This is a genomic window from Mycolicibacterium sp. SMGY-1XX, from assembly GCF_059132455.1.
Genome location: NZ_CP101139.1, coordinates 4,172,542 through 4,195,204 on the forward strand (window position 1 = coordinate 4,172,542; position 22,663 = coordinate 4,195,204).

Here is a 22,663-nt window from a genome sequence, read left to right on the forward strand (position 1 = left end):
TCATTGAGGTTTTGCTGTGCGGTTTGAACCTCACATCACCGCGTGCTTAGCTCTGACTTTGACGCAACACAAAAAGGCAGGGACCAGCGGTCCTCGAGGGGTTTGGCGATGCGCAAGCTACTAGGTCTGTCGCTGACAGCGAACACGGTGGTGTGGACCCTTGTCGACCTCGTGGACGGCACAATCGCCGCCGATGACATCGTCGAGGTCGATCCGTCCGAGGACCTGGCGAACGCAGCAGCCACCAGTGTCGAGGCACTCGCTTCCCGGACGGAACAGGACATTCACGCTATTCGAATAGCGTGGAGCAAGGGCACGGCCGGGTCAGCCGTGAAATTGACGTCGGAGCTACGGTCGCTGGGTTTCAGCGATATCGATCTGGTCTCCGCCGATGAGGCGCGGTACAGCCGGAACCGGACGGCCCGCTACATCGATCCCGCTCTGGAACTCGCGTACGGTGCTGCGCGGACCGTTACCGCCGAGGACCACAACAGGCCGTTGCGCCGGATCGCTTCGCGGCTGCCTGCCCGCCGGGTCTCCTTGGCTGTGGCGTTGAGCGTCGTGGCCATGGCCGTGGGTACAGCGGCTGCGGGGCACTTGCTGGTGGACACGGCACCGCCCCAGGCAGCCGACCACGCCGCCACGCCGGTGGCATCAGCTCCACCGCCGGACGATGCCCCGGTCATTGCCGCGCCCACTGCGGCACTGCCGCCGCCTCCCGCTCCGGAGGTCGCCGCGGCCCCGCCCGTCGTCCTCGCACTCCCCCCGGTCGTGGCGGCGCCACCGACAGTTGCTGCCGAACCGAGTGTCGCGACGGCGGCACCGATAGTCGTTGAGGAACCCGAAGTCGTGGCGGCGGCCCCGACAGTCACTGACCAACCAGAGGTCGCGACAACGCCAGACACCACCGCGCTGACCGACCCCGCGCCTGCGTCGGTGGAAGCCGCCCCGGTAGCCCGCCAACCCCACCTCACCCATGAGGCGCCGTCGGCCGGGCCCACGACGGTACCCGTAACGGCCCCTTTGCCCGCCACCGCTTTGACGCCCGGTCCTGCCCCGGCCACCACGATGGCCGGCCAACCCCACCTCACCCCGGAGGCGCTGTCTGCCCGACTGCTCCCTGGTCCGGTGCCGCCCGTCTCCGTCATGGGTGTGCCCGCACCGCCAGCGCCGCCACCGCCTCCACCGAATCCGTTCAACATTCTCGCTGCCCTGCCCTGAGTGCCGCAGTCACAGCGAGCTGTTCCGGTGGCGGCTGTCGGCCAGTGTCGAACGATCCCAATCGGGTTGGTGCACAGGTTCTCTGGGGGTGTCATTTCCCGGACCCGGGGACAGGGGCCGTTGTGTCCCTCATACGCTTCACCGGCGGCAGTTCCTGCGCGCCGTCACCGACGCCGAAGCCGCGGATTCCGACGCCCATCGCGGCAATGTCCCCCCAGTGCGCTCACCCGACCTATCGATGGGTGAAACCATTGTCCGACAACGGGTGACCGAACTTCTTGACCGATTCTGACTGCCACGACCGTTATGCCCAATGGTTCTACCGGCGATGAGGTCGCGATGGCGTCGACGAAGGCGATCGTGCAGGGTCGCCCGGGTTTTCTTGTCACGGCTGGTTTCTTGGGTGTTCACCACGGTTGCGTTCCTGGAGCACAGCCGCGCGACCGCTTCTCGCCCTCAGCGCCTCGGGTGCGGGCAATCGTCGTGGATGAAGCGGTATCCGAATTGCCGGATCGTCGACGGCCGGATATGCATCTTGATGAGATGAGCGTCGTCTCGATTCCTTATGAAGTTGGTTCTTCCGCCATTCGCAGAACGATCGCGTGGACATATCGAGCACCCGGCAGATCACCGAGACCGGGGTTCTGTCGGCGGCGGGGTCAAGGTCTAGTTTTTCAGTACGTCATCTTGTGCTGACACCTTGAAAGAGATAGCCGACGGCACGGTGCATTACCCCGGTCTCCTGTTCGATGAGCTTTGCCCGTTTGTGGGCCTCGCGCGGCTCAGCGGCCTGATCAGGAAAGGGTGCGAGATTCGGGGTGCAAGCACCGTCTTTCCGCTCGGCGACCTGGGGCCAGCGATGCAGGCAGGTTTCGGATTTCCGAAGTCCGGTACCTGCCGCAACCGCTGCAACGATCCTTGAAACAATCGGACCCATGGCCGACGCTCCCGACCTTCCGCTGCCCGCACTGGGACAGACCCCCCACCGGGTCATGACCATCGCCGGCTCCGATTCCGGCGGCAGCGCCGGCCTGCAGGCCGACATGCGCGCATTTGCCATGCTGGGTGTGCATGGATGCGCCGCATTGACAGCCGTCACGGTCCAGAACACATTGGGCGTCAGAGCATTTCACCAAGTTCCGGTTGACGTGGTAGCCGGGCAGATCAGCGCCGTGGTGTCAGACATCGGCATCGAGGCTGCCAAGACCGGCATGCTCGCCTCCAGCGAGATCATCAGGACCGTCGTGGCTACCTGGAGGTCCGAAGGGCTCGACGGCGTTGTTCCGCTGGTGGTCGATCCGGTATGCGCCTCCAATGTCGGCGAACCCCTTCTCCACGCCAGTGCACTCGATGACATGCGCCATGAATTGATCCCGCTGGCCACGCTGGTCACGCCGAACCTCGACGAGGTACGACTGCTCGTCGGCATCGATGTCGTCGACGACGAGAGCCAACGCGATGCGGCCCGGGCTCTGCACGCGCTGGGACCGCGCTGGGCGCTCGTGAAAGGCGGTCACCTGCGCACCTCACAGACCAGCGCCGACCTCCTCTTCGACGGCGCGGAGTTCCATCAATTCACCGCGGCGCGAGTGGACACCCGCCACGACCACGGCGCCGGCGACACTCTTGCCGCGGCGATCACCGCCGCGCTGGCGCACGGTTACGCGGTTCCCGAGGCAGTGGGTTTTGCCAAGCTCTGGGTCACCGAGTGCATCCGCGCGGCATATCCGCTGGGGCGAGGCTACGGCCCGGTCAACGGCATGGCCAGATTGTCGCACTGAGCGCCAGCGCCCTCGTGATATGAACCGTCACAATGCCGCCAGGTTGGGTAACGCCTGCCGTCTCCAGACACTTCGTTCAACAACGCCTCCAGGAGAACATCATGTCGTCTACAGCTTCCGAGCCGGCTGCGACAACGATCGTCGCCGTCCTCTTCCCTGATGTCACGCAACTGGACCTGACCGGACCAGTTCAAGTGTTCTCGCGAATCCCCGGCGCGACAGTCGAACTCGCCTGGGCCACTTTGGATCCCATTCCAACCGATGCAGGCTTCTCCATCGTGCCGACCACCACCTTCGACGAGGCGCCCCAGGCCGACCTCCTGATGGTTCCCGGCGGCCAGGGAGCCTTCGACCTCCTCGACGACGACACCGCGTTGGGCTTCGTGAAACGTCAAGCCGCCGGTGCACGATTCGTCACGAGTGTGTGCACCGGCTCATTCGTGCTCGCCGCGGCCGGGCTTCTGCAGGGCCGACGTGCGACGACACACTGGGCATCCCATCCGTTGCTCGACATCTTGGGCGTGCAACCGGTTCAGGAACGTGTCGTCCGCGACGGCAACATCTTCACCGGTGGCGGGGTCACCAGCGGCATCGACTTCGCGCTCACGGTCGCCGCCGAGGTCGCCGGCCGGGCCGCCGCCACACGAGCCCAACTGGCCCTCGAGTACGACCCCAAGCCGCCGTTCCAGGCCGGGTCACCGGCGGGCGCGGACGCCGACCCGGCCGATGTGGAGGCAATCCGGGCTAATGCACGGCGCACGCGCGAACCGGCAGTCCGGCGGGCAGCGGCAAGGCTGGGCCTCTTATAGGAAGACCGAGGCCGTCACAACTACCGCAAACCGTCTTTCCGGCGTCCGAAGTGGACGGTCTTACCGCAGCAGTGCGCGGCTCATCACCACACGCTGGATCTGGTTGGTGCCCTCATAGATCTGGGTGATCTTGGCATCACGCATCATCCGCTCCACCGGGAAGTCCGCGGTATACCCGGCCCCGCCGAACAACTGCACCGCATCGGTGGTGACCTCCATGGCGATATCAGAGGCAAAACACTTCGACGCCGCCGAGATGAACCCCAGATTGCCCTCACCACGCTCAGCCCGCGCCGCCGCCGAGTAGACCATCAGCCGAGCCGCCTCGACCTTCATCGCCATATCGGCCAACATGAACTGCACACCCTGAAAATCACTGACCGACTTGCCGAACTGCTTGCGGCCCTTGGTGTAGTCGATCGCCGCATCCAACGCACCCTGGGCAATCCCCACCGCCTGGGCACCAATGGTCGGACGCGTGTGATCCAACGTCGCCAACGCCGTCTTGAACCCGGTACCGGGCTCCCCGATCATCCGATCCCCCGGAATCCGGCAATTCTCGAAATACAACTCGGTGGTCGGCGAACCCTTGATCCCGAGCTTGCGCTCCTTCGGCCCGACGGTGAACCCCTCGTCGTCTTTGTGAACGACGAACGCCGAGATGCCGTTGGCGCCCTTGTCCGGGTCGGTCACCGCCATCACCGTGTACCACGACGACTTGCCACCATTGGTGATCCACGCCTTGGTGCCATTGAGGATCCAGTCCTCCCCGTCGGCCTTGGCACGCGTGCGCATCCCGGCCGCATCACTGCCCGCCTCACGCTCAGACAACGCATAGGAGGCCATGGCACCGTTCACCAGATCCGGCAGCACCGTCTTCTTCAGATCCTCCGAACCCCGCAGGATCAGCCCCATGGTGCCCAGCTTGTTGACCGCCGGGATCAGCGACGCCGAGGCATCCACGCGGGCCACCTCTTCGATGACGATGCACGCCGCCACCGAATCCGCGCCCTGGCCGCCGAACTCCTCCGGGATGTGCACGGCATTGAAACCCGAGGCGTTCAACGCGTCGAGGGCCTCCTGCGGAAACCGCGAATTCTCATCCACATCGGCGGCATACGGAGCGATCTCCTTCTCCGCGAGCGCCCGGATCGCCGCACGCAACTCGTCGTGCTCCTCCGGCAACGCAAACAAATCAAATGACGAATTACCGGCCATGGGAAACTCCTCGAAGAATCGTGCTGGCGGCGCGCGTCCGACGGCGAGCCGCGTGTTGAACGTATGGCAAGCGAGTGGCGCCGCCTGTTGAACCGCGGCACTGAGTACCATGACACAGGTACTGAGTACCTGGCAAGTAGGAGGGCGGGTTATGGCTGCGCAATCGATTCGGGACCGCCTGGTGGTAGCAGCGTTCGCGCTCTTCGAAGAGCGCGGATTTTCGGCGACGAGCGTCGACGACATTGCTGCGCGTGCACAAGTAGGCCGCACGACGCTTTTTCGTCATTTCGGATCCAAAGAAGCACTCGTGTTTCCTGACCACGACGCTCTGCTCGCGCGGGCTCAGCGCACCCTGTCCGAAGCGCGCGGCCCCAGCATGAAGACCGCCGTCATCGAAGTGGCCACCGACGTATTCGACCACTACCTGGCAGAGGGCGACCTCGCGCGATCAAGGTACCGGCTCACCCGCTCGGTGCCGGCACTGAAGGATTACGAGGTTTCAACGGTGGCGCAGTACGTCCGCTTGTTCGCCAAACATCTCAAGCGTTCCGAGCCCGCAGGGTGGAATACAGAACTCAGTGCTGAACTGTTCGCGAACGCCGTGGTGTCAGCGCACAACTTTGTCCTTCGGCGCTGGCTTCGGGGGGAATGCGCAGAGCCACGGACTGAACTCGCCCAAGCACTGGCAAAGGTGGCCACCACCGCCCAGTCGGGCGCCGACTCTCACACCGCCGTCATCGCCTTCTCCACAAAGGAATCACTCGAGTCCGTCGTCCCGCGTTTACGTCGGGCGCTGGAAGAGTCCGATGCGGACAACCCACCGTCCAAGGCGTGACCCGCAGTCTCGAGCACAACAGCGGCAACGTCCGTGTGCGCACTTCGTCACGACGGGAGTTTGCATGCAGCACAAGGCTTTCCTAGATCACCGGCAGACCTGCCGACATGCGGGTGAGGTCAACCTGACGGCGGGTAACCCGCGTGAAGGGTTCAATAACCGCGGCCGAAACATCATGCCTCGCGGATACCTGCCCTTCAGCAATCGGTGCCGCCCAACGTGCGACTCGGCCTGACATCAGTGTTTACACCCCGAGGTCACGAGACCGGGCCGAGGACTACCTCGCCCCGTTATCAGTAGAGAAGTGCATGTGGCGGTGAACGTCGCGGCCGACCGGCATTGCCATTGAACCCTCAAGGCGAAGCAGGTGCGTGGGGCAAGAACCGGTCGTCACTGCGTGCTTCCTGCTCCTCAATCCACCACTCGCGATGGCTCTCAGGCGACTGCCTCAGGCCGGGGCCCCGCGCTTGGCGCTGTGCATACTTCTCCCCTCACGGCAGCTCAGTTTTCCTCGCCCTCGTGGACAGTGTCGCGATCCCCACTCCCCGCTTCCTACGGCGCCTGACGGGACTCGTTGACCGTCTTTTGGCTTGTCCCGCGGGCGAACCGTTGATCGCGTGCCGACGCCCGGGGTCTCACCTAGAGACCTCGTGAGAGCGAATTACTCTCTGCACAACGGTTTCAGGGAAAGTCCTACGAGGACGACATCTGGTTCTGGCGTTTGCAGGGCAAGTTGCGGGGTAACCGCATCAAGTCGCCGGACATTCCTCTAGCCGCTGGGAAACGTCGCCGGGTCGACCCACTTTCATCTAAGGAATCAACCGATGCCTGCATCGAACGCTGTCCCGACACCTACCCCCACTGGGGTCAGGCGAACTCCTGTGCAGAAGGGTGCCCTCGCCGTAGGCGCGGTGTTCCTTCTAGTAGGTGTGCTGGGTTTTATACCCGGCATCACAACCAACTACGACCAACTCACGTTCGCCGGCCATCATTCTGAGGCCGCGCTGTTCGGAATCTTCAATGTCTCGGTGTTGCACAACATCGTGCATCTTGCGTTCGGTGTAGCTGGCGTGGCGCTGGCCCGCACGTTCAACACGGCGCGGGCCTACCTCATCGGCGGCGGCGTGATCTACCTGGTTCTGTTTCTCTACGGACTCGTCATCGACCACAACAGTTCGATGAACTTCGTTCCGGTGAACAACGCCGACAACTGGTTGCACCTGGGTTTGGCCGCCGGGATGCTCGCGCTCGGGATCGTCCTGGGCCGTCGGCATGCAGAGCCGACTCGGTCGGTGGGCTTACCCCCCGAGACGCCGAACGCAGCACGTCACCCAGGTGGTCACACGGAATAGGCAGCAGCGAGTATCGCCCGCAAGACGCCGCTGACGCTCACCGGGCTCTGGAGGGATGCAAAACCCACGGCGCGACCATCCTGATCCCCTGAGTATCAGTTCAGCTCTCATCGACCTCGACGCGTCGAGCGCTACCACCAGTCTTGTATGGCGACCAATCAGCACGGTCTTGATTGCCGGTTGGAGGTCACCGTTGTTGCAGCACAATCTTTTCCGTTCGGTACCTTTGGTCGACCCTCGTCTGGGAGATTGGTGGTCGAGGGCGCCAGCTCACAGGGTTAGGCCGCTTCACCTCCGGCCCGCAACGTTCGAGGGCTCGGCTGGTGGTCTCGGATGTTGATATCGATTCACCGCGGCTTCGGTCACCGTGTTTCGTGCTGGCATACGCGGAGCTTGAGTGTGGGCGGATGATTGGTTGCGCAGAGCCCGCATGAGCGATGCGGGAAGGCGACTCGCGTTACCCGTCGCCGGTAATGATCTCAACGCCAATCGCGCAGCGGACCGACCACATCGGCCAGCTCAGCCATGCCACCGTCGATGCCACCTGCAGGGAGTTGCCTTGGACCGGAGTCTCGTGCCGACACCAGAACTTATCCGGCCGATCCCGACGTGTCGGCCTCACGAGCTTCAGCAAGCGTCCCTGCACCCATAGCCGCGTCGCGAGGTCCATGCGCCCCTGGCAGCCAGTCAGCCTTCACACAAAACGCATCCTCTGGCACGCGAGGCGCCTTTCGCGGGCGATCGCGTGGCGGGGCGTACGCACTGCAGCACGTTGTCCAAGAGTTGACACCTCACCTTCGTGGTGCGGCCTCGATATCCGCGACCGATACGGAATGATCTGCACCACAACGAATCTCCACCTCAACGGGTTCCCCACACACGGAGTGCGCCATCTTCACTTTTCCTCCGTCGGCACGAACCCAGCGGTCCCCCCATCGCATGAGTGCCAGCAGCGCGGGTAGGAAGTCCTCGCCCTTCTCGGTGAGGTGGTAAGCCTCCCTCCCGCGTTGGCCGGGTTCGTGGTAGGGCCGCTTCTCTAGCAAACCCTCCTCGACGAGCTCCCTCAGCCGGGCGGCGGTGATCTTCTCGCTGAGCTTGGCCCTCCGCGAGAATTCGTCGAAGCGGTGCGCGCCGTAGAACGCCTCACGCAAGAGCAACAGGCTGGCGCGCCTGCCGACGACATCCAGCGCCGCCGCGACGGAGCAGCCGTCCGCCGACCAGGCATCGCGGTCGCTGAGCCGGCCAGTGAGTGTTATCGAGGACATAGCCACCATGGTGACAGCTGACTTGCCATCAGTAAAGTCAGACCCCTAGGGTCTGACTAGCAACAGACACAGCCAGAGGTGGCACCGAACTGAGGAGATCGCGCGTGAATGCCAAGTACCAGTTGTTATCAACCCGAATGCGCATACCCCGGTGCAGCTTGTCCCCGGCCACGGAGGAAACGGTCATCGAACCGGTGCCTGAATCGAGGGTCCCCCGCACCGACGACCCCTCGACAGACGGGACGTCGATATCCACTATCCCGGCGTAGCCGGTGTTGGGCAGTCCGGCCACCATGAGCTCAACGTCCGAACCGCCGTCGAGGACCTCGACCCGGTCGATGGTGACCTCGCGGTCAAGACGAAGGTCTCTGATCCGTTGACCCAGCGGCGAACTCTCGGTTCCGAGGTATCCCGGTTGCGTCCAGAAGTCTTCGCTATAGGTCGGATCCGCCAGCCTGACCTGGTCGGCAAAACCCAGCAAACCGTCGGCAGCGTCTAGACCAAGAAGGTAGCGGTAGTCCTCCCACGCCCGCAGTGGGACCCCGATTGCGGTGACCTCGCGTAGCACGACACGCTCGGCTTCGTCGAGGGAGCCATAAGGGTCGCCATGACCACCGGGGGCCACTGCGTCGGCAATCAACGGTGCCTTGTCGCGCAGGATCAGGCGCGCCAACACACGGATGAAGAAGTTGTTGGGAATCGAACTGGGGTCTCCCACGATGTAGGGCACACCACCATCCCATACGCCCGTGGTGTTTTCGAGAGCACCAACGGTTTGGTACGACCCCCCGCTGCCACCCCAGATGTATCCGTAGATATGTTGTGATGTCCCGTAATGGCGTTGTGCAATTTCGCGTGAGAGCTTCGCGGCTGCTGCGTCTGCGCGGTATCCCCCGCTGCTGCTGGTCTGGACTACATACCCGCCGTTGGTGGCGGCGAACGTGATCGCCCGATCGGTGGCGTTCTCGTCGTAAAGCGGGTAGACACTCTGAAAGAATCGGCCCTGCCATTGCTCCTGGGGCGGCAGATAGATGTTGAAACGAACGTCCGTGCCGGTGAAGTGCCCCGAAATCTTCTGATGTGCAACAGGTTCAGAGGCTTCGATTTCGATGTCGATCACTGGCCGTTCGTACTCTTCATCCACACAGTCGCCGGTTATCACCATCGCCGTTCCTTCATCGGACGCCGCGCATGCACGCGGCAGTGGTGTGCTGCAGCCGATCGTGGCCGCCAGCATGACCAGGCTCAGACCGACCCTGATCACGGAATAAACAGATCGGCGAGTTCGTCGAGCAGCGCGATGACGCCTTTGGGGTCCTTGCCCACTGGTATGGCGCCGGCGACCAGCTCGTCGAGCGGGAGGGTGCGCCGAGCGATTGCCCTCGTCAGCTTGGCGGTCGGCTCCACCAGGGTGCGGCGCCGGTCATCTTCGTCGATGACGGTCGTGACCAGGCCTTGATCACTCAATCCCGCTACACACTTCGAGACGTAGCCTTGGGTGAAACCAGTCCGCCCAACGATATCGCCGATCGCGCTGCGCGGGTACAGCGCAACGTCGCCGAGCACCAGGCGTTCCGCTGGATTGGACATCGCATCCTGCGGCTCTAGATCGACCTGACGGGACAGTGCGATCAGCCGCTTGCCGAGCAAGTGCATTCGTTGGCGGTCCACCCCGTGACTATAGCTCACTAAAAATGCATTTTTTTCAATGTATCTTTGGTTTTGTGCCCGCCCCGTCCAACCAGCCGGCGACGGCCTGATCAACTCGACAACCGAAAGGTATTGCCGCTTCTCATGTCAATTGCCACCACAGCGCGCCGCGGCTACGCGCTCCTCATCCTCCTTACCCTGACGCTGACAGGCTGCAGCGCACCAATCGAGACGACCGCTACCGAACGCGCTGAAGGCACATCCGAGGCCACAGTTACAAGCCCTCCACCGACGTCTGTTGTCATCGAGCATCTACCTCTGCCGCCGACGGCACCGACGCCGACCGCCGGCAGCTGTGATCACGCAGCCAATGCCAACGGCACCGGCTGCATCAGTGCCGGTCGAGACGGCATTCGCGGGCTCCGAACCTTCACCTGGGACAGCCGCCATCTACTGGCCGGGATCACGTACGCGGGAGCCTCCGCCGACTCCGTCTTCACCGGACCTCAGCTGATCCTGGTCAAGACCGACGGCGCACTGTTTCCCAATGGGGACGGCTGGAAGTGCCTCACCTGCGGCGTATCCGAGGGAAACCGGCTCGGCGCGAACGACACAACTGACGTCTCTTACCCGGAGGCATTTCGCGACGGAAAGCGGGTCAAGTTCGGCAGGAACGTGCTGGATTGCGGGACGGTGGACGTCATCGACTGCGACCCGACGGCGAACACCACCCACATCTACCCCATTCGCTCTCCCTTCCCATTACCCAACGGTGGTCAAATGCGGGAACTACGATTGCATCCCGACAATGAGCACCTGGGCTGGAACCAGATGTTCCTCACTGCAGGCATGACAGACGCGACCCAATTCGGTGCGTTTGGACGCATGACCTTCAACGGTGCAGCAAACCCGCCGGCCTACGAGGTGAGCAACGTGTCCTTCCTCCTGGGCGAAAGTCCGGGCACATCAGGTCGATTCATCGAGGTGGCGCAGCCACCCACCGATGAAAAGCCCGGTCAGCTGAACCTTGCCGAGAGTGCCGGTGTCATCGGCGAATTCCGCGGCTTCACCAACGACGGCACCGCTGCCCTCGGTATCGGTACACAGGAGTCATGGAACTTCGACATCTTTGCCACCGATCTGACCTCGGGAGAATCAACACGATTCAGCCGTGACCCGGCATATACAGATCCCGTAGTGATGGCACCGGATGACACCGCGCTGGTTCTCGCAGACGGGCGAGTGGACAACCACACCGGCAAGCCAGGGGCCAATCAGCCCGGAAGTGACGGACGGATGTACTTCGCCAGCGCACTGCCGGGTGTCCCGCCTCTGGTAGATCTCGCGGCCGGAAGCGCCATCGGCAACCTGTACAACAATCAGTACGGGCTTCCGCCCGCCCCCGGTGTCTCCCCGAACGACGACACCAGTGGTAGAAGGTTCTTCCAGCCGTACGTAATCGAGCTCGACGAGCGGCGGTCGCCAGAATCCGGCCAGAGCACAATCCACGACGGCTATCAGCTCAACGGTGGTGGCGACACCACTCCCGGCAACGGTGGCATCAGCGACCCGCTGTGGAATGCCGGAGCCGACCCCGCCTGGTCCCCAGACGGCACCGCAATTGCGTACTACCAGCTCTTGGTCGGCCCGCCGGCCTGTGCGCACACGACACCCGAGCCTGCACCCTGCCCCATGTCGACAGAGCCCGGCGGACGGATGTCACGGCTGATGATCGCGCGGCTCACTGACCGGGAGCCGCTACCCCCTCAACCACAACCACAACCCGTGCCCGACAGCATCCCGTGGGGTCTGGAGTACCAGGTTGGAGACCCACTGCCACCCAAACGGCCCGAGGTAGCAGCTGGTGTCTACACACTGACCGGAGTGCAAGGATCAGCGAACGTCGAAATCGCCCACGGCCCTGCCGCTTTCCCAGGCCACGGTACGGCGGTCAACCGCGTCAAGGTCACATACCGCGGATACAGCTCCGACGGCCGCACAGTCGTGGACGGCATCGAAGAATCCATCAAGGAGACAGGACCACTGCGCTACACCTGGCATTCTGACATCACACTGTCAGGCGAGCACTCTGGTACACGAAAATCTACCGGTACCAATGGATTCGTCGTCCAGTCACCCGGTCTCGCGCAACCGCCGACAATCTCCGGCACAATGACCACCACCCTCGACGGCCAGATATTCACCTCGCCCGAAACCGGCTCGTGAAGCACACACACACACACACACTTTCACTGCAGAGCCGGCGGGGTATGCCCCGTTCCAGCTACTCGGCCTCACCATCCCTCGACCTCAAACACCATCTGCATTCCCCTACCTACGATTGAGCTTCGTTCCGAAGATGTCCTGGGAGCAAGTCGACTCTGCCCAAAGAGGCCCGTTCGGACCACTTCCACGGAGACGCGCCACCGCCTCCCCATTGCGTGACCAAGGGCCAGATTTCCTCAGGTTACGAAGGCGGGGTCTGACTCGGGAAAGAACACCATCCCGAAGACCAAGGCCTTCATCGTTCCGTAGACCAGGAAGTCGTAGTACTCGATGGCTGTCCCCAGCAGGCTCGACAGCGCTACACGGCACAGGCTGATCCGCTGCCGCGTCGTCCCGATGTCTTGATCAGTGGAACAACCGGTTGCTTCGAGGTGGTGGCGCCCTATCTGCTTCCAGAGCTGCTGTCTGTGGCAGCGGAAAAGCTACCTCGATTCCACGTCCACACCAGCGAGGTGGACCTCGCGGATCTGGCCGAAGGAGTGGCCGACGGGACGTTCGAACTCGGCATCGGCTACGACCTCGTCGACGACCCCCGCCTGAAATGGACGTCGATCTCCACGAGTGCAGCGGCTGGTCGCGACCCGGCTTTCGATAAGGACTGTTGACAACGCTGCACCTCGGACAGCAACTTTCATTGAAGCGATCGACTTCGAACGGTGGCGCAGATCACGTGACAAACGTGCGTGAAATTTAACTCTGGGAAAGTTAAATACTTGCATTCCCGTGCGATAAAGCTCGATTTTGATGCTGAAATGCGGTGTCCTACAGTCAATTTCGAGGTCATGATCCCGATGTGCAAGGAGTTAAGAGTGTCCGGTAGGCCGCCGATCTACAACGGGTTTCTTCACCTGACTCCGAACCACCACAGCCACGGGTACTGGCGTACCCCCGAAGGGCAGGTCCAGTACGGGTACAAGGACCTCCAGCCCTACGTCGATGTGGTGAAGACGCTCGAGCGCGGCAAGCTCGACACGCTGTTCATCGCTGATGTGGTCGGTGTCTACGACCTGGATTATGTCGGCAACAACGGAACAGTCCGGGCCGGCTCGCAGTTCCCCGAGAACGACCCCGCAGCCCTGGTGTCAGTGCTCGGGTACGTGACCGAACATCTCGGAATAGCACTGACCAGCAACATAATCCAAGACCACCCGTTCTCCTTCGCCCGGAAGCTGTCCACGCTCGACCACTACACCAACGGACGGGTGGCGTGGAACATCGTCACGTCGTATCTATCCAACGGGTTCCGCAACTTCGGCTACGACGACATCATCAGCCACGACCAACGGTATGCCTGGGCCCAGGAGTACGTCGACGTCACCTTCAAGCTCTGGGAACACTCCTGGGACGACGGCGCTGTGGTCCAGGATCCATCGACGGGCGTCTACTTCGAACCCACCAAAATTCACACTATCGACCACGCGGGCGAACGGTACCGCGTGCAGGGGCCGCACCTCGTCGAACCGTCACCGCAGCGGACGCCCGTGCTTTTCCAGGCCGGAAACTCGGCTGCCGGAGCCGAATTCGCAGTCCGCAACGCCGAAGTCACGTTCCTGCCGTCCATGACGCCCGACAGTGCACGCAAAGACGTCGAGGCGCTCGCGCAGCGTGCCCGTGCGGCCGGGCGCGATCCGAAAACGCTCAAATCGCTGGTGCAGCTGTCGACAGTGATCGGCTCCACCGAGGAGGAGGCCCGCCGCAAGCAGCAGTACCTCCGGGACAACATCGACTTCGGTGGCCTTGTCGGCTTCTACAGCGGCGGCTCTGGCATCGACTTCACCTCGATCGACCCCGAGACCCCGCTGTCCGAACTCAAGGAGCGGATCGAACTCGGTGACCACGTGCGCTCCATCTTCCGCGCCGCGGTCGAAGCCGATTACGGGCGTGGCCGGGACCTGAGCTGGCGCGAATACCTGATCGACCACGCGCTGCTGCCCGGCAAATTCGCCGGTACCCCCGAACAGATAGCGGACCTGGTGCAGGAATGGGTGGACGCGGGGATCGACGGTTTCAACGTCGTGCCGATCACCAGCCTCGGGTGGTGGGACGAATGGGTTGACCACGTGGTACCGGTCCTACAAAAGCGGGGGCTCGCCCAAACCGAGTACGCCCCGGGCACCCTGCGCCAAAAGCTCTTCGGTAACGGTGACCGGCTGCCGGAGAACCACCACGGCCGCCGACTGACGCTTGCGCAGTCAGCAGGTGCCCGGTGAGTGCACATGCGTTCACCGAAAAGTTCGCCGACATCGCCGCCTCGGCGGCCACGCGCGACGACGAGCGGCTGCTGCCCGTCGACGAGCTCAGCGACCTGGGCCGCGCCGGCCTTGGCGCGCTGCGGGTGCCCACCGAGTTCGGCGGAGGAGGCCGCAGCGTCGTCGATCTGACCGAGATCCTGATCGACCTCGCGGCAGCGGACTCCAACCTGGTCCAGGCACTGCGCTCGCATTTCATCTTCACCGACGCCCTGGCGGCCGCGGCGCCATCACCCGCACGGGACCGGTGGTTGCACCGCATCGGCGACGGGGTGCTGCTTGGTGGCGCCCACACCGAACGCCACAGCGCCAACACCGACCGGTTCGCCACCACGCTCACCACCGATACCGAGGGCCGCTTCCTGCTCAACGGCGTCAAGTTCTACAGCACCGGGTCGCTGTTCGCGGAGTGGATCGTGACCAACGCCGAAAGCGCCGACGGATTGGTGACCGTGCTGGTCAACCGACACGCCCCCGGAGTCACCCTGGTCGATGACTGGGACGGGTTCGGGCAAAAGCTCACCGCCAGCGGCACCAGCCGATTCGAGAACGTCGTCGTCGACCCCGACGAGCAGCTGCCGGCACTGGACATCGGAAGCTACGGAACATCTTTCGCCCAACAGCTGCACCTGATCGCCCTAGCCGGGATCGCCCGTGCCGCCCACGACGAGACCGTCGGGTACGTCCGTGGCCGGGAACGGTACTTCGCCCAAGGCACCGGCCGCCCGCCACGGTTCGACCCGCTGGTCCAGGAGATCATCGGTGAACTCAGCGCAGCGGCGTACCTGGCCGCCACCCTGGTTCGCGACGTGGCACGCGCCCTCGACCGGCTGGCAACACAGATCTCGGCCGGAGGCGCAACCGGTGACCTCGAAGATCACGTGGAAGTGTTGGTGTACCGGGCCCAGGTCCTGATCATCAAAGCTGTGCTGGACGCGACCACCCGGTTGTTCGACGTCGGTGGCGCTTCGGCGCTGAGCACCTCGAAACGATGGGACCGGTTCTGGCGCAACGCCAGAACGCTGTCCAGCCACAACCCAGTTTCGTATCGGCTCGCCTCGATCGGCGACTTCGAGCTCAACGGCACCTCTCCCTTTCGGGCGTGGTTCAGCGGAGTCGATCTGCGCGACCGTGTCACCCCTGTGGCCGCTGACCCGCGGCCCTGACGATTCATCACGAAGGAACATCTCATGAAGAGAACTCCAACCAGCAAGCTGTTGGCCGCCGGCGCCGCGGCACTTTCGGCCATCACGCTCGCTGCCTGCTCATCGGGCACCACAGCGGATTACGGTGAGACCAAAGGTGACACCAGCGTGAAACTGGCCGTCGTGGTGGCCAACTCGAACCCGTGGAACACCGAGTACGGCGAATCCTTCAAAGCCGCCGCCGAACAGCTCGGCGCCACCGACGTCCGGGTGCTCAACTCCAACGGTGACGCGCAGAAGCAGAGCGAGCAGATCGACTCCCTGCTGAACGCGGGTTACAAGGGCATCGGCCTCAACATCCATTCCCCGAACTCCGCCGAGCTGTCTCGCCGATTCGCCCAGCACAACGCGTATTTCGCCAACATCTTCCAGAACGAAGAGTGGAAGACGGTCTGGGACATCCCCGAGCAGCGCCAAGTGTCCTACGTCTCGCCCAACTACTACCAATCCGCGGTGGAGGCTACCGAGACGCTCGCCGAAGCGCTCGACGGCAAAGACACCGAACTGATCGCCCTTGCCGGAAACCAGAGCCCCTTCACGATTTCCAACCAGGCGTATCTGGGACTGACCGACACGCTCAAGAAGCACCCCAACATCAAACTGGTGGGCAACGTCGACACCGAGTGGACCGCCGAGACCGGCCAGCGCAAGGTCGCAGACCTGTTGGCCAGCAACCCGAATGCGTCGGCGTTCTTCGCCACCGACGCCGCCGACGTCGAAGGTGCCGTCGCCGCGATCCGCGCCATCGGCAAGGAACCAGGAAAAGACGTGTTGATCGTCTCCGCACACTCAGCGGGCGTCGTACCCCAGTACGTCCAGCAGGGGCTGGTGCTCACCGCCGCGGCCATGCCGGGGAGCTGGACCGGGTACCAGCAGGCCGCCCAGCTGTTCGACGCACTCAACGGAAAGTTCCCCGGTGAAGGTTTGCGTCAGCTCGAGCTGACCTTGCCGCTGATCACCAAGGACAACGCCTCTGACTTCCTGACCCGCTACAGCAGGCCCGTGGGCGAGCAGCTCAGCGCCCGCAAGATCTCGCAGGTGTATTCCGGTGACAACTGGGACCTGCAGGCCATTTACACACCGATCACCGACCTGCCCCACCTGTGGCCCATCTCCAACCCGCCCAGAGGCTATGCCGAGAACCCCACCTTCGTCGAGCTCCGTGACTCAGGTGAACTCGAGAAGGCCGAACAGACGCTGGCCAGCCACGACAAGATCAATCCCTTCGATCCCGATCCGGATCTGAACAGCTGATGACTCCTCTGGCCCCAACCGACCTCGCCCGGGTGGAATTGAGCGGACTCACCAAGGTCTTCTCCGGCGTGACCGTGCTCGACGACGTCACCGCCACCCTGCACCAAGGGGAGATCGTCGGGCTGGTGGGAGAGAACGGTGCCGGCAAGAGCACCCTTCTCAACATCTTGTCCGGGGTGTTTCCCGCTTCCCGTGGCGACGTGATCATCAACGGCGCGGCCGTGACGGTTCCGAACTACCGCGCTGCCAACCAACTCGGTCTGTTCCGCGTCTACCAGGACATCGCGCTCGTCGAGTCGTTGACCGTGGAAGAGAACCTGCTGCTGGGCTGGGAGCAGCAGATCGGCGGCCGGCTGGGGCTCATCGATCGCCGGCAACGCCACGACATCGCTGTCCGGGCATTGGAAACCCTGGAGCTGCCCGCACGGTTGGCCGCGGCCACCGTGTCGGGGTTGTCGGTCAGCGTGAAGCAGAGTCTCAGTTTCGCGAAGGTGCTCGCCGCCATCGACCTGCTGCAGGTCGACAGACCGGTGATCTTCCTGGACGAACCGACCACCAGCTTGGACAAGCAAAGTGAGACCAGGTTCCTCGCCGTGGTCAGAGACCTCGCCGACCGCGGTGCCACAGTGGTCTTCGTCTCGCATCTGCTCGAGGAAGTCCTCGCGCTCACCGACCGGGTGCTCGTCCTCAAAGACGGCCAACTGGTGGCCGAGCGCCCGACCGACGGCCTGACCGAGGAAGACCTCCACCGCCTCATGGTGGGCCGGGTGCGCTCGGAGGTGTACTACCGCGAGAACCTCCAAGGCGAGTTCGCCGGACAAGCCCAGGGGCCTGTGCCGGCTTTCGAGATCCGCGACCTGTCCCTGCGACCGGATCGGGAGCCCATCGAAATCGACCTCGCGGCAGGTGAAATCGTGGGGCTGGCCGGGCTCGAAGGGTCAGGCAAGAACGAGATCGGGGCGCTGGTGGCCGGGGTCACGAGATCGCAGCACGCGGTGACCCTCGACGGTGCGCCGATCCGCTACGGTTCGGTGCGCCAGGCAGTGCAGGCCGGAATCGTCTACCTGCCACAGGACCGCGCCACCTCGAGTTTGTTCGCCGAGAAGAGTCTGTTGTTCAACCTGGTGATCGGCTCGCTGCACGACCTCTACGGACGTCGGTGGGGCACCGTGAAACAGCGGCTCGCCGCCGAACGCTCCCGCCGCCTACTCACCGAATACGCGGTGAAGACAACAGGATTGGCGCAACCCATCGGCGAGCTGTCGGGCGGCAACCAGCAGAAGGTCATCATCGCGCGGTGGCTGCACCGCAAACCCAGACTCATCGTGCTCGACTCACCCACCCAGGGCGTCGACACCGGATCGCGTGAATCCATCTACGAAGCCATCCGCGCCGCCGCCGCGCAAGGCAGCGCGGTTCTGCTGATCAGCGACGACCTGCCCGAATTGATCGGGCTCTCCGACCGCGTGCTCGTAGTCAAGGATTCGCAGATCGCGGCCACCATCGCGTGCCCGGTCGGCGCCAAGCCGCAAGAAGACGACGTCGTCCCGTACATGTTCTGAAGGGAACCGCACTGTTATGACCATCACCGACACAAACCCACCCGAACAGACCCCCAACGAAGAACGCACCACCGCGAGCCGGGGACTCGGGGTGCAGTTGCTCGTCCGCATTCTGCCGCCCCTGGTGCTGGTCGCCCTGGTGGTGTACTTCAGTTTTGCCCGCGACACCTTCTTCACCGTGCAGAACTTCGTGTCCATGGGCAGCTCGGCCGGTTACCTGCTCGCCGGTGCGCTGGGCCTGACGTTGGTGGTCCTGGCGGGAAGCATCGATCTTTCGGTGGGTGCGACGGTGCTGCTGACGGCCGCAGTGGTGGCCATCGCGAATCGTGAACTGGGGGACGTTTTCTGGGTGTCGGTGGCGTTGACGTTCGCCGTGGGCCTGGTGGTCGGTGCCATCAACGGGGCGCTGACGGTACTGGGGCGGCTGCCGTCGTTCATCGTGACACTGGGAACGTTGTCGGTGTTCACCGGGTTGGCCCTCACCCTACTCAAGGGGCAATCCGTCTCGTTCTTCGCGCCAAGTCTCCTTGCTCTGGTCAACACCCAGATCGTCCCCGGTGTCACCGGAACCTTCCTGATCGGGGTTGCACTGTTTGCGCTCAGCTGGTTCCTCACCCGCAAAACACGTTTTGGCCTCTACGTGTACGCCATTGGGGCGAACGAGAAGGCCGCCCACCTGGCCGGCGTCAACGCCCGGTCGCTGCGCTTCTGGCTGTTCGTGATGTCGGCGGTGTTCGCCGCCGTGTCCGGTCTGCTGGTGGTCTCCGGGCTGCAGGCCGGGGGGCCGACGCTGGGCACGTCGTTCATGCTCGACGCCATCGCTGCGGTAGCCGTCGGAGGTACCTCGCTGTGGGGTGGCAGCGGCGGCGTGGAACGAACGCTCGTCGGCGTCCTCATCCTGGTCGTTCTCTCCAGCGGGTTGAATCAGCTCGGCGTCCCGGATTTCACCCAGACCATGATCAAAGGCGCGGTGGTGGTGATCGCAGCCACCCTCACCATCGTGGGTCGGCGCGAACAGATAGTGAAGTGACCACTAAGTGATGGGCCAGTATTCAATGTCTGCTCTCGTGGTCAAATGGCTCCAGCTACCGACATGGTGTTTCGTCGCGTGACACGCGCGTTGACTTATCCGCAGGCAGCCGTAGTGAAGGCCGGGCAACCGCACGGACCCATGGTGACGGCGCCGCATTCAGGCGTCGTCCTGGGAAACCCGCAGCGGCAGGCGTTTTCGGATGTTGAGGCATCAGCTGGTACGCGCAGCAGGGTAGGCTCGCGAAACGCGGTCGTGTGAAAACAATCGAACCCACGCGGTACTGGATCGTCACGGTCGCCGCCACGGGGTGGTCGCCTTTCCCTCGCGGGCGTTCACCGGCATCCGGGAACTAGTGCCGCGTTGGTCTGTGGATCGCTGCTTTGGACTGCACGCAGTCGAGCCACGGAAGTTGACGATTCTCACTTGAATGTCCAATTGGGCATCGCCTGGATATCCAGATGAAAATTGGCCATTTAACTCGAGAAGCCACAACAACAACAACGAACCGGTCACCGACCGCTAACGGCACAGCCGGCAAACTTCGAGAACCATGGACAACCGCGGTTGTCATCACTACCGTTGGGTACTCCTGGCAAGGACGGGAGGCGCAATGGACGAGCAGACCCCGGCCGATCCACTCGGCCCGGACTCATTGACCTGGAAGTACTTCGGCGACCTGCGCACGGGGCTGCTGGGCGTGTGGATCGGCGCGGTCCAGAACATGTATCCCCAACTCGGCGCCGGCGTCGAAGACCACTCGATTCTGCTGCGTGAACCGCTGCAACGAGTCGCGCGCTCGGTCTACCCGATCATGGGCGTCGTCTACGACGGTGACCGCGCCGGCCACACCGGTCGGCAGATCAAGAACTTCCACACCACGATCAAGGGTGTGGACACCCATGGGCGCCGCTACCACGCATTGAACCCCGAGACGTTCTATTGGGCGCACGCCACGTTCTTCATGTTGATCATCAAGGTCGCCGAGTATTTCTGCGGCGGGCTGACCGAGGCCGAGAAACGCCAACTGTTCGACGAGCACGTCCAGTGGTACCGCCAGTACGGCATGAGCATGCGGCCGGTACCGCAAAGCTGGGAAGAGTTCTGCGAATACTGGGAGCGCACCTGCCGCGACGAGCTGGAGATCAACCGGGCGACCTTGGACATCTTCAGCATCCGAATCCCGAAGCCAAAATTCGTCTTGATGCCGACACCGTTGTGGGACCAGATGTTCCGGCCGATGATCGCCGGCCAGCGGTGGATCGCGGCAGGCTTGTTCGACCCGGCGCTGCGGGAGAAGGCCGGCATGCGGTGGACACCCGGTGACGAGGTGTTGCTGAGGTTGTTCGGCAAGGCCGTGGAGATCGCCTTCCTGGCAGTGCCCGACGAGATCCGCCTGCACCCGCGGGCCTTGGCCGCCTACCGGCGCGCCTCGGGGCAGGTCGCCGCCGACGCTCCGCTGGTCGAGGCGCCGTTCTTCATGGGTCCGCCACGTGACCGTAAGGGCATGCCGATGCACTATGTACCGAAGCGCAAGGCGCCGCTGCCCCTGGCTCTGGCCGAGCGGGCCGGCTCCCTGGTGCACACCACGTTTTCCCTTGCCGGATTCCGGCCCGCCCGCGGGCGGCGTTCGGCAGCATGATCTGACCGACTACACAACACAACCGAATCGAGAGAATCGCCAATGATCGAGTGGTCCGACGTTGACCTCGCGGTGCGTGACGCCGTGCGCCAGTTCGTAGACAAAGAGTTCCGCCCCCACGTCGACGCGCTCGAGAGCGGCGAGATGGAGCCGTACCCGATCATCCGGAAACTGTTCTCCTCGTTTGGGATCGATGTGATGGCGCGTGAAGCGTTGGAGAAGCGCCTGGCCAGGCTGCGCGACGGCGGTGAGTCGAAGTCCGGTGGCGGCGGCGGGATGTTCGGCGGCGAGCAGGGCGGGATGGGCTTCGTCGTGATCAGCGAACTGTGCCGGGTGTCGATGGGCGTCGTCACCGGGATGGGTGTCAGCCTGGGCCTGACGGTGCCGACCATCCAGAGCCGCGGCACCCTGGCGCAGCAGGAACGCTGGCTGCCCGAACTGGTGACCTACGAGAAGGTGGGCGCCTGGGCCATCACCGAACCGGATTCGGGCTCCGACGCCTTCGGCGGCATGAAGTCCTATGTGGTGCGCGACGGCGACGACTACATCCTCAACGGCCAGAAGACCTTCATCACCAACGGCCCCGACGCCGACGTCGTGGTGGTGTACGCCAAGCTGGACGAAGGTAGATCCGACATCTCCGCCCCAACAAGTCCCAGAGATCGCAAGGTCCTGACCTTCGTGCTCGACAAAGGCATGGAGGGTTTCGTCCAGTCGAAACCCTTCCGCAAGATGGGAATTCACTCCTCCCGCACGGGCGAACTGTTCTTCAACAACGTCCGGCTCGGCCGCGACCGGCTGTTGGGCGAGACCGAGGGCGCCTCCGGCAGTGTCGATCAGGGGCGCGAGAGCGCGCGCTCCAGTTTCTCCGCCGAACGCATCGGTGTGGCGGCGATGGCGCTCGGGGTCATCGAGGAATGCCTGCGGCTGTCGGTGGACTACGCGCGGACCCGCACCCTGTGGGGCAAGGAGATCGGCCAGTTCCAGCTCATCCAGCTGAAGCTCGCCAATATGGAAGTGGCCCGGATGAACGTGCGCAACATGCTGTTCCGCGTCATCGAGGCCGCCCAGACCGGGACGGCCATCTCCCTGGCCGAGGCGTCGGCGATCAAGTACTACTGTTCGCAGGCTGCCACCGATGTGGCGATGGAAGCGGTGCAGCTGTTCGGTGGCAACGGCTACATGACCGAGTACCGGGTGGAGCAACTGGCCCGGGACGCCAAGTCGTTGATGATCTACGCCGGCAGCAACGAAGTGCAGATCACGCACGTCGCCAAGGGGCTGCTGCGGGGAGAATGACAGGC

Annotated in this window: 19 protein-coding genes and 1 pseudogene; 15 read left to right on the top strand and 5 right to left on the bottom strand. The window is 63.6% G+C overall.

The genetic code is table 11. The annotated features are described in order from the left end of the window. Positions 1-108 precede the first annotated feature (108 nt). From NL241_RS20160 to NL241_RS20175, 4 genes are all read left to right on the top strand, one after another. Positions 109-1,221 carry a DUF7159 family protein gene (locus NL241_RS20160; RefSeq protein WP_494394847.1) on the top strand — a complete coding sequence of 371 codons (1,113 nt, stop codon included), beginning with the start codon at positions 109-111 and terminating at the stop codon, positions 1,219-1,221. Positions 1,222-1,921: 700 nt separating this feature from the next. After that, positions 1,922-2,143 (top strand): hypothetical protein, encoded by a 222-nt coding sequence (locus NL241_RS20165; protein ID WP_494394848.1) that lies wholly within the window; start codon positions 1,922-1,924, stop codon positions 2,141-2,143. Between the two features lie 13 nt (positions 2,144-2,156). Next, on the top strand, positions 2,157-3,002 hold the full coding sequence (thiD, locus tag NL241_RS20170; RefSeq protein WP_494394849.1) for a bifunctional hydroxymethylpyrimidine kinase/phosphomethylpyrimidine kinase: 846 nt from the start codon (positions 2,157-2,159) through the stop codon (positions 3,000-3,002). Between the two features lie 101 nt (positions 3,003-3,103). Next, on the top strand, positions 3,104-3,811 hold the full coding sequence (locus tag NL241_RS20175; protein WP_494394850.1) for a DJ-1/PfpI family protein: 708 nt from the start codon (positions 3,104-3,106) through the stop codon (positions 3,809-3,811). Between the two features lie 60 nt (positions 3,812-3,871). Here NL241_RS20175 and NL241_RS20180 read toward each other — a convergent pair whose 3' ends face one another. Continuing rightward, entirely contained in the window at positions 3,872-5,029 is a 1,158-nt protein-coding gene (locus tag NL241_RS20180) for an acyl-CoA dehydrogenase (RefSeq protein WP_494394851.1), read from the bottom strand. A gap of 151 nt (positions 5,030-5,180) precedes the next feature. Between NL241_RS20180 and NL241_RS20185 the strand changes: the two genes are divergently transcribed. Then, positions 5,181-5,864, top strand: a complete 684-nt coding sequence (locus NL241_RS20185; RefSeq protein ID WP_487696304.1) for a TetR/AcrR family transcriptional regulator — start codon at positions 5,181-5,183, stop codon at positions 5,862-5,864. Between the two features lie 824 nt (positions 5,865-6,688). Further along, complete coding sequence (locus NL241_RS20190; protein ID WP_494394852.1) at positions 6,689-7,216, top strand: DUF4383 domain-containing protein; 528 nt, start codon at positions 6,689-6,691, stop codon at positions 7,214-7,216. 791 nt (positions 7,217-8,007) lie between these two features. Here the strand turns inward: NL241_RS20190 and NL241_RS20195 are convergent. Genes NL241_RS20195 through NL241_RS20205 form a run of 3 tightly spaced genes read right to left on the bottom strand, consistent with a single transcriptional unit; the run spans position 8,008 to position 10,152 of the window. Next, the gene (locus NL241_RS20195; RefSeq protein ID WP_494394853.1) at positions 8,008-8,490 is read right to left on the bottom strand and encodes a winged helix-turn-helix transcriptional regulator; all 483 of its coding nucleotides are present in this window, start codon (positions 8,488-8,490) and stop codon (positions 8,008-8,010) included. Positions 8,491-8,518: 28 nt separating this feature from the next. Continuing rightward, on the bottom strand, positions 8,519-9,745 hold the full coding sequence (locus NL241_RS20200; RefSeq protein ID WP_494394854.1) for a hypothetical protein: 1,227 nt from the start codon (positions 9,743-9,745) through the stop codon (positions 8,519-8,521). Beyond that, on the bottom strand, positions 9,742-10,152 hold the full coding sequence (locus tag NL241_RS20205) for a helix-turn-helix domain-containing protein (protein ID WP_487696332.1): 411 nt from the start codon (positions 10,150-10,152) through the stop codon (positions 9,742-9,744). Before NL241_RS20205 ends, NL241_RS20200 begins: the two co-directional genes overlap by 4 nt. 759 nt (positions 10,153-10,911) lie before the next feature. On the opposite strand from NL241_RS20205, the gene NL241_RS20210 reads away from it, so the two are divergent. Then, a complete protein-coding gene (locus tag NL241_RS20210; RefSeq protein WP_494394855.1) occupies positions 10,912-12,357 on the top strand; it encodes a hypothetical protein in 1,446 nt (481 codons plus the stop codon). 239 nt (positions 12,358-12,596) lie between these two features. Here the strand turns inward: NL241_RS20210 and NL241_RS20215 are convergent. Beyond that, positions 12,597-12,755: pseudogene (locus NL241_RS20215) on the bottom strand (MFS transporter); the annotation flags it as partial. A 33-nt stretch (positions 12,756-12,788) separates the two neighbouring features. Between NL241_RS20215 and NL241_RS20220 the strand changes: the two are divergent. From NL241_RS20220 to NL241_RS20255, 8 genes are all read left to right on the top strand, one after another. Then, entirely contained in the window at positions 12,789-13,022 is a 234-nt protein-coding gene (locus tag NL241_RS20220) for a LysR substrate-binding domain-containing protein (protein WP_494398347.1), read from the top strand. 204 nt (positions 13,023-13,226) lie between these two features. Next, a complete protein-coding gene (locus NL241_RS20225; protein ID WP_494394856.1) occupies positions 13,227-14,627 on the top strand; it encodes an NtaA/DmoA family FMN-dependent monooxygenase in 1,401 nt (466 codons plus the stop codon). After that, on the top strand, positions 14,624-15,832 hold the full coding sequence (locus NL241_RS20230; protein ID WP_494394857.1) for an acyl-CoA dehydrogenase family protein: 1,209 nt from the start codon (positions 14,624-14,626) through the stop codon (positions 15,830-15,832). The genes NL241_RS20225 and NL241_RS20230 overlap by 4 nt, the downstream gene beginning before the upstream one ends. A gap of 24 nt (positions 15,833-15,856) precedes the next feature. Continuing rightward, complete coding sequence (locus tag NL241_RS20235; RefSeq protein WP_494394858.1) at positions 15,857-17,125, top strand: sugar ABC transporter substrate-binding protein; 1,269 nt, start codon at positions 15,857-15,859, stop codon at positions 17,123-17,125. Then, positions 17,125-18,687 carry a sugar ABC transporter ATP-binding protein gene (locus NL241_RS20240; protein WP_494394859.1) on the top strand — a complete coding sequence of 521 codons (1,563 nt, stop codon included), beginning with the start codon at positions 17,125-17,127 and terminating at the stop codon, positions 18,685-18,687. Before NL241_RS20235 ends, NL241_RS20240 begins: the two co-directional genes overlap by 1 nt. 16 nt (positions 18,688-18,703) lie before the next feature. Continuing rightward, a complete protein-coding gene (locus tag NL241_RS20245) occupies positions 18,704-19,717 on the top strand; it encodes an ABC transporter permease (protein WP_494394860.1) in 1,014 nt (337 codons plus the stop codon). 613 nt (positions 19,718-20,330) lie between these two features. Beyond that, a complete protein-coding gene (locus NL241_RS20250) occupies positions 20,331-21,359 on the top strand; it encodes an oxygenase MpaB family protein (RefSeq protein WP_494394861.1) in 1,029 nt (342 codons plus the stop codon). Positions 21,360-21,401: 42 nt separating this feature from the next. Then, complete coding sequence (locus NL241_RS20255; RefSeq protein WP_494394862.1) at positions 21,402-22,658, top strand: acyl-CoA dehydrogenase family protein; 1,257 nt, start codon at positions 21,402-21,404, stop codon at positions 22,656-22,658. The last annotated feature ends 5 nt before the right edge of the window (positions 22,659-22,663 follow it).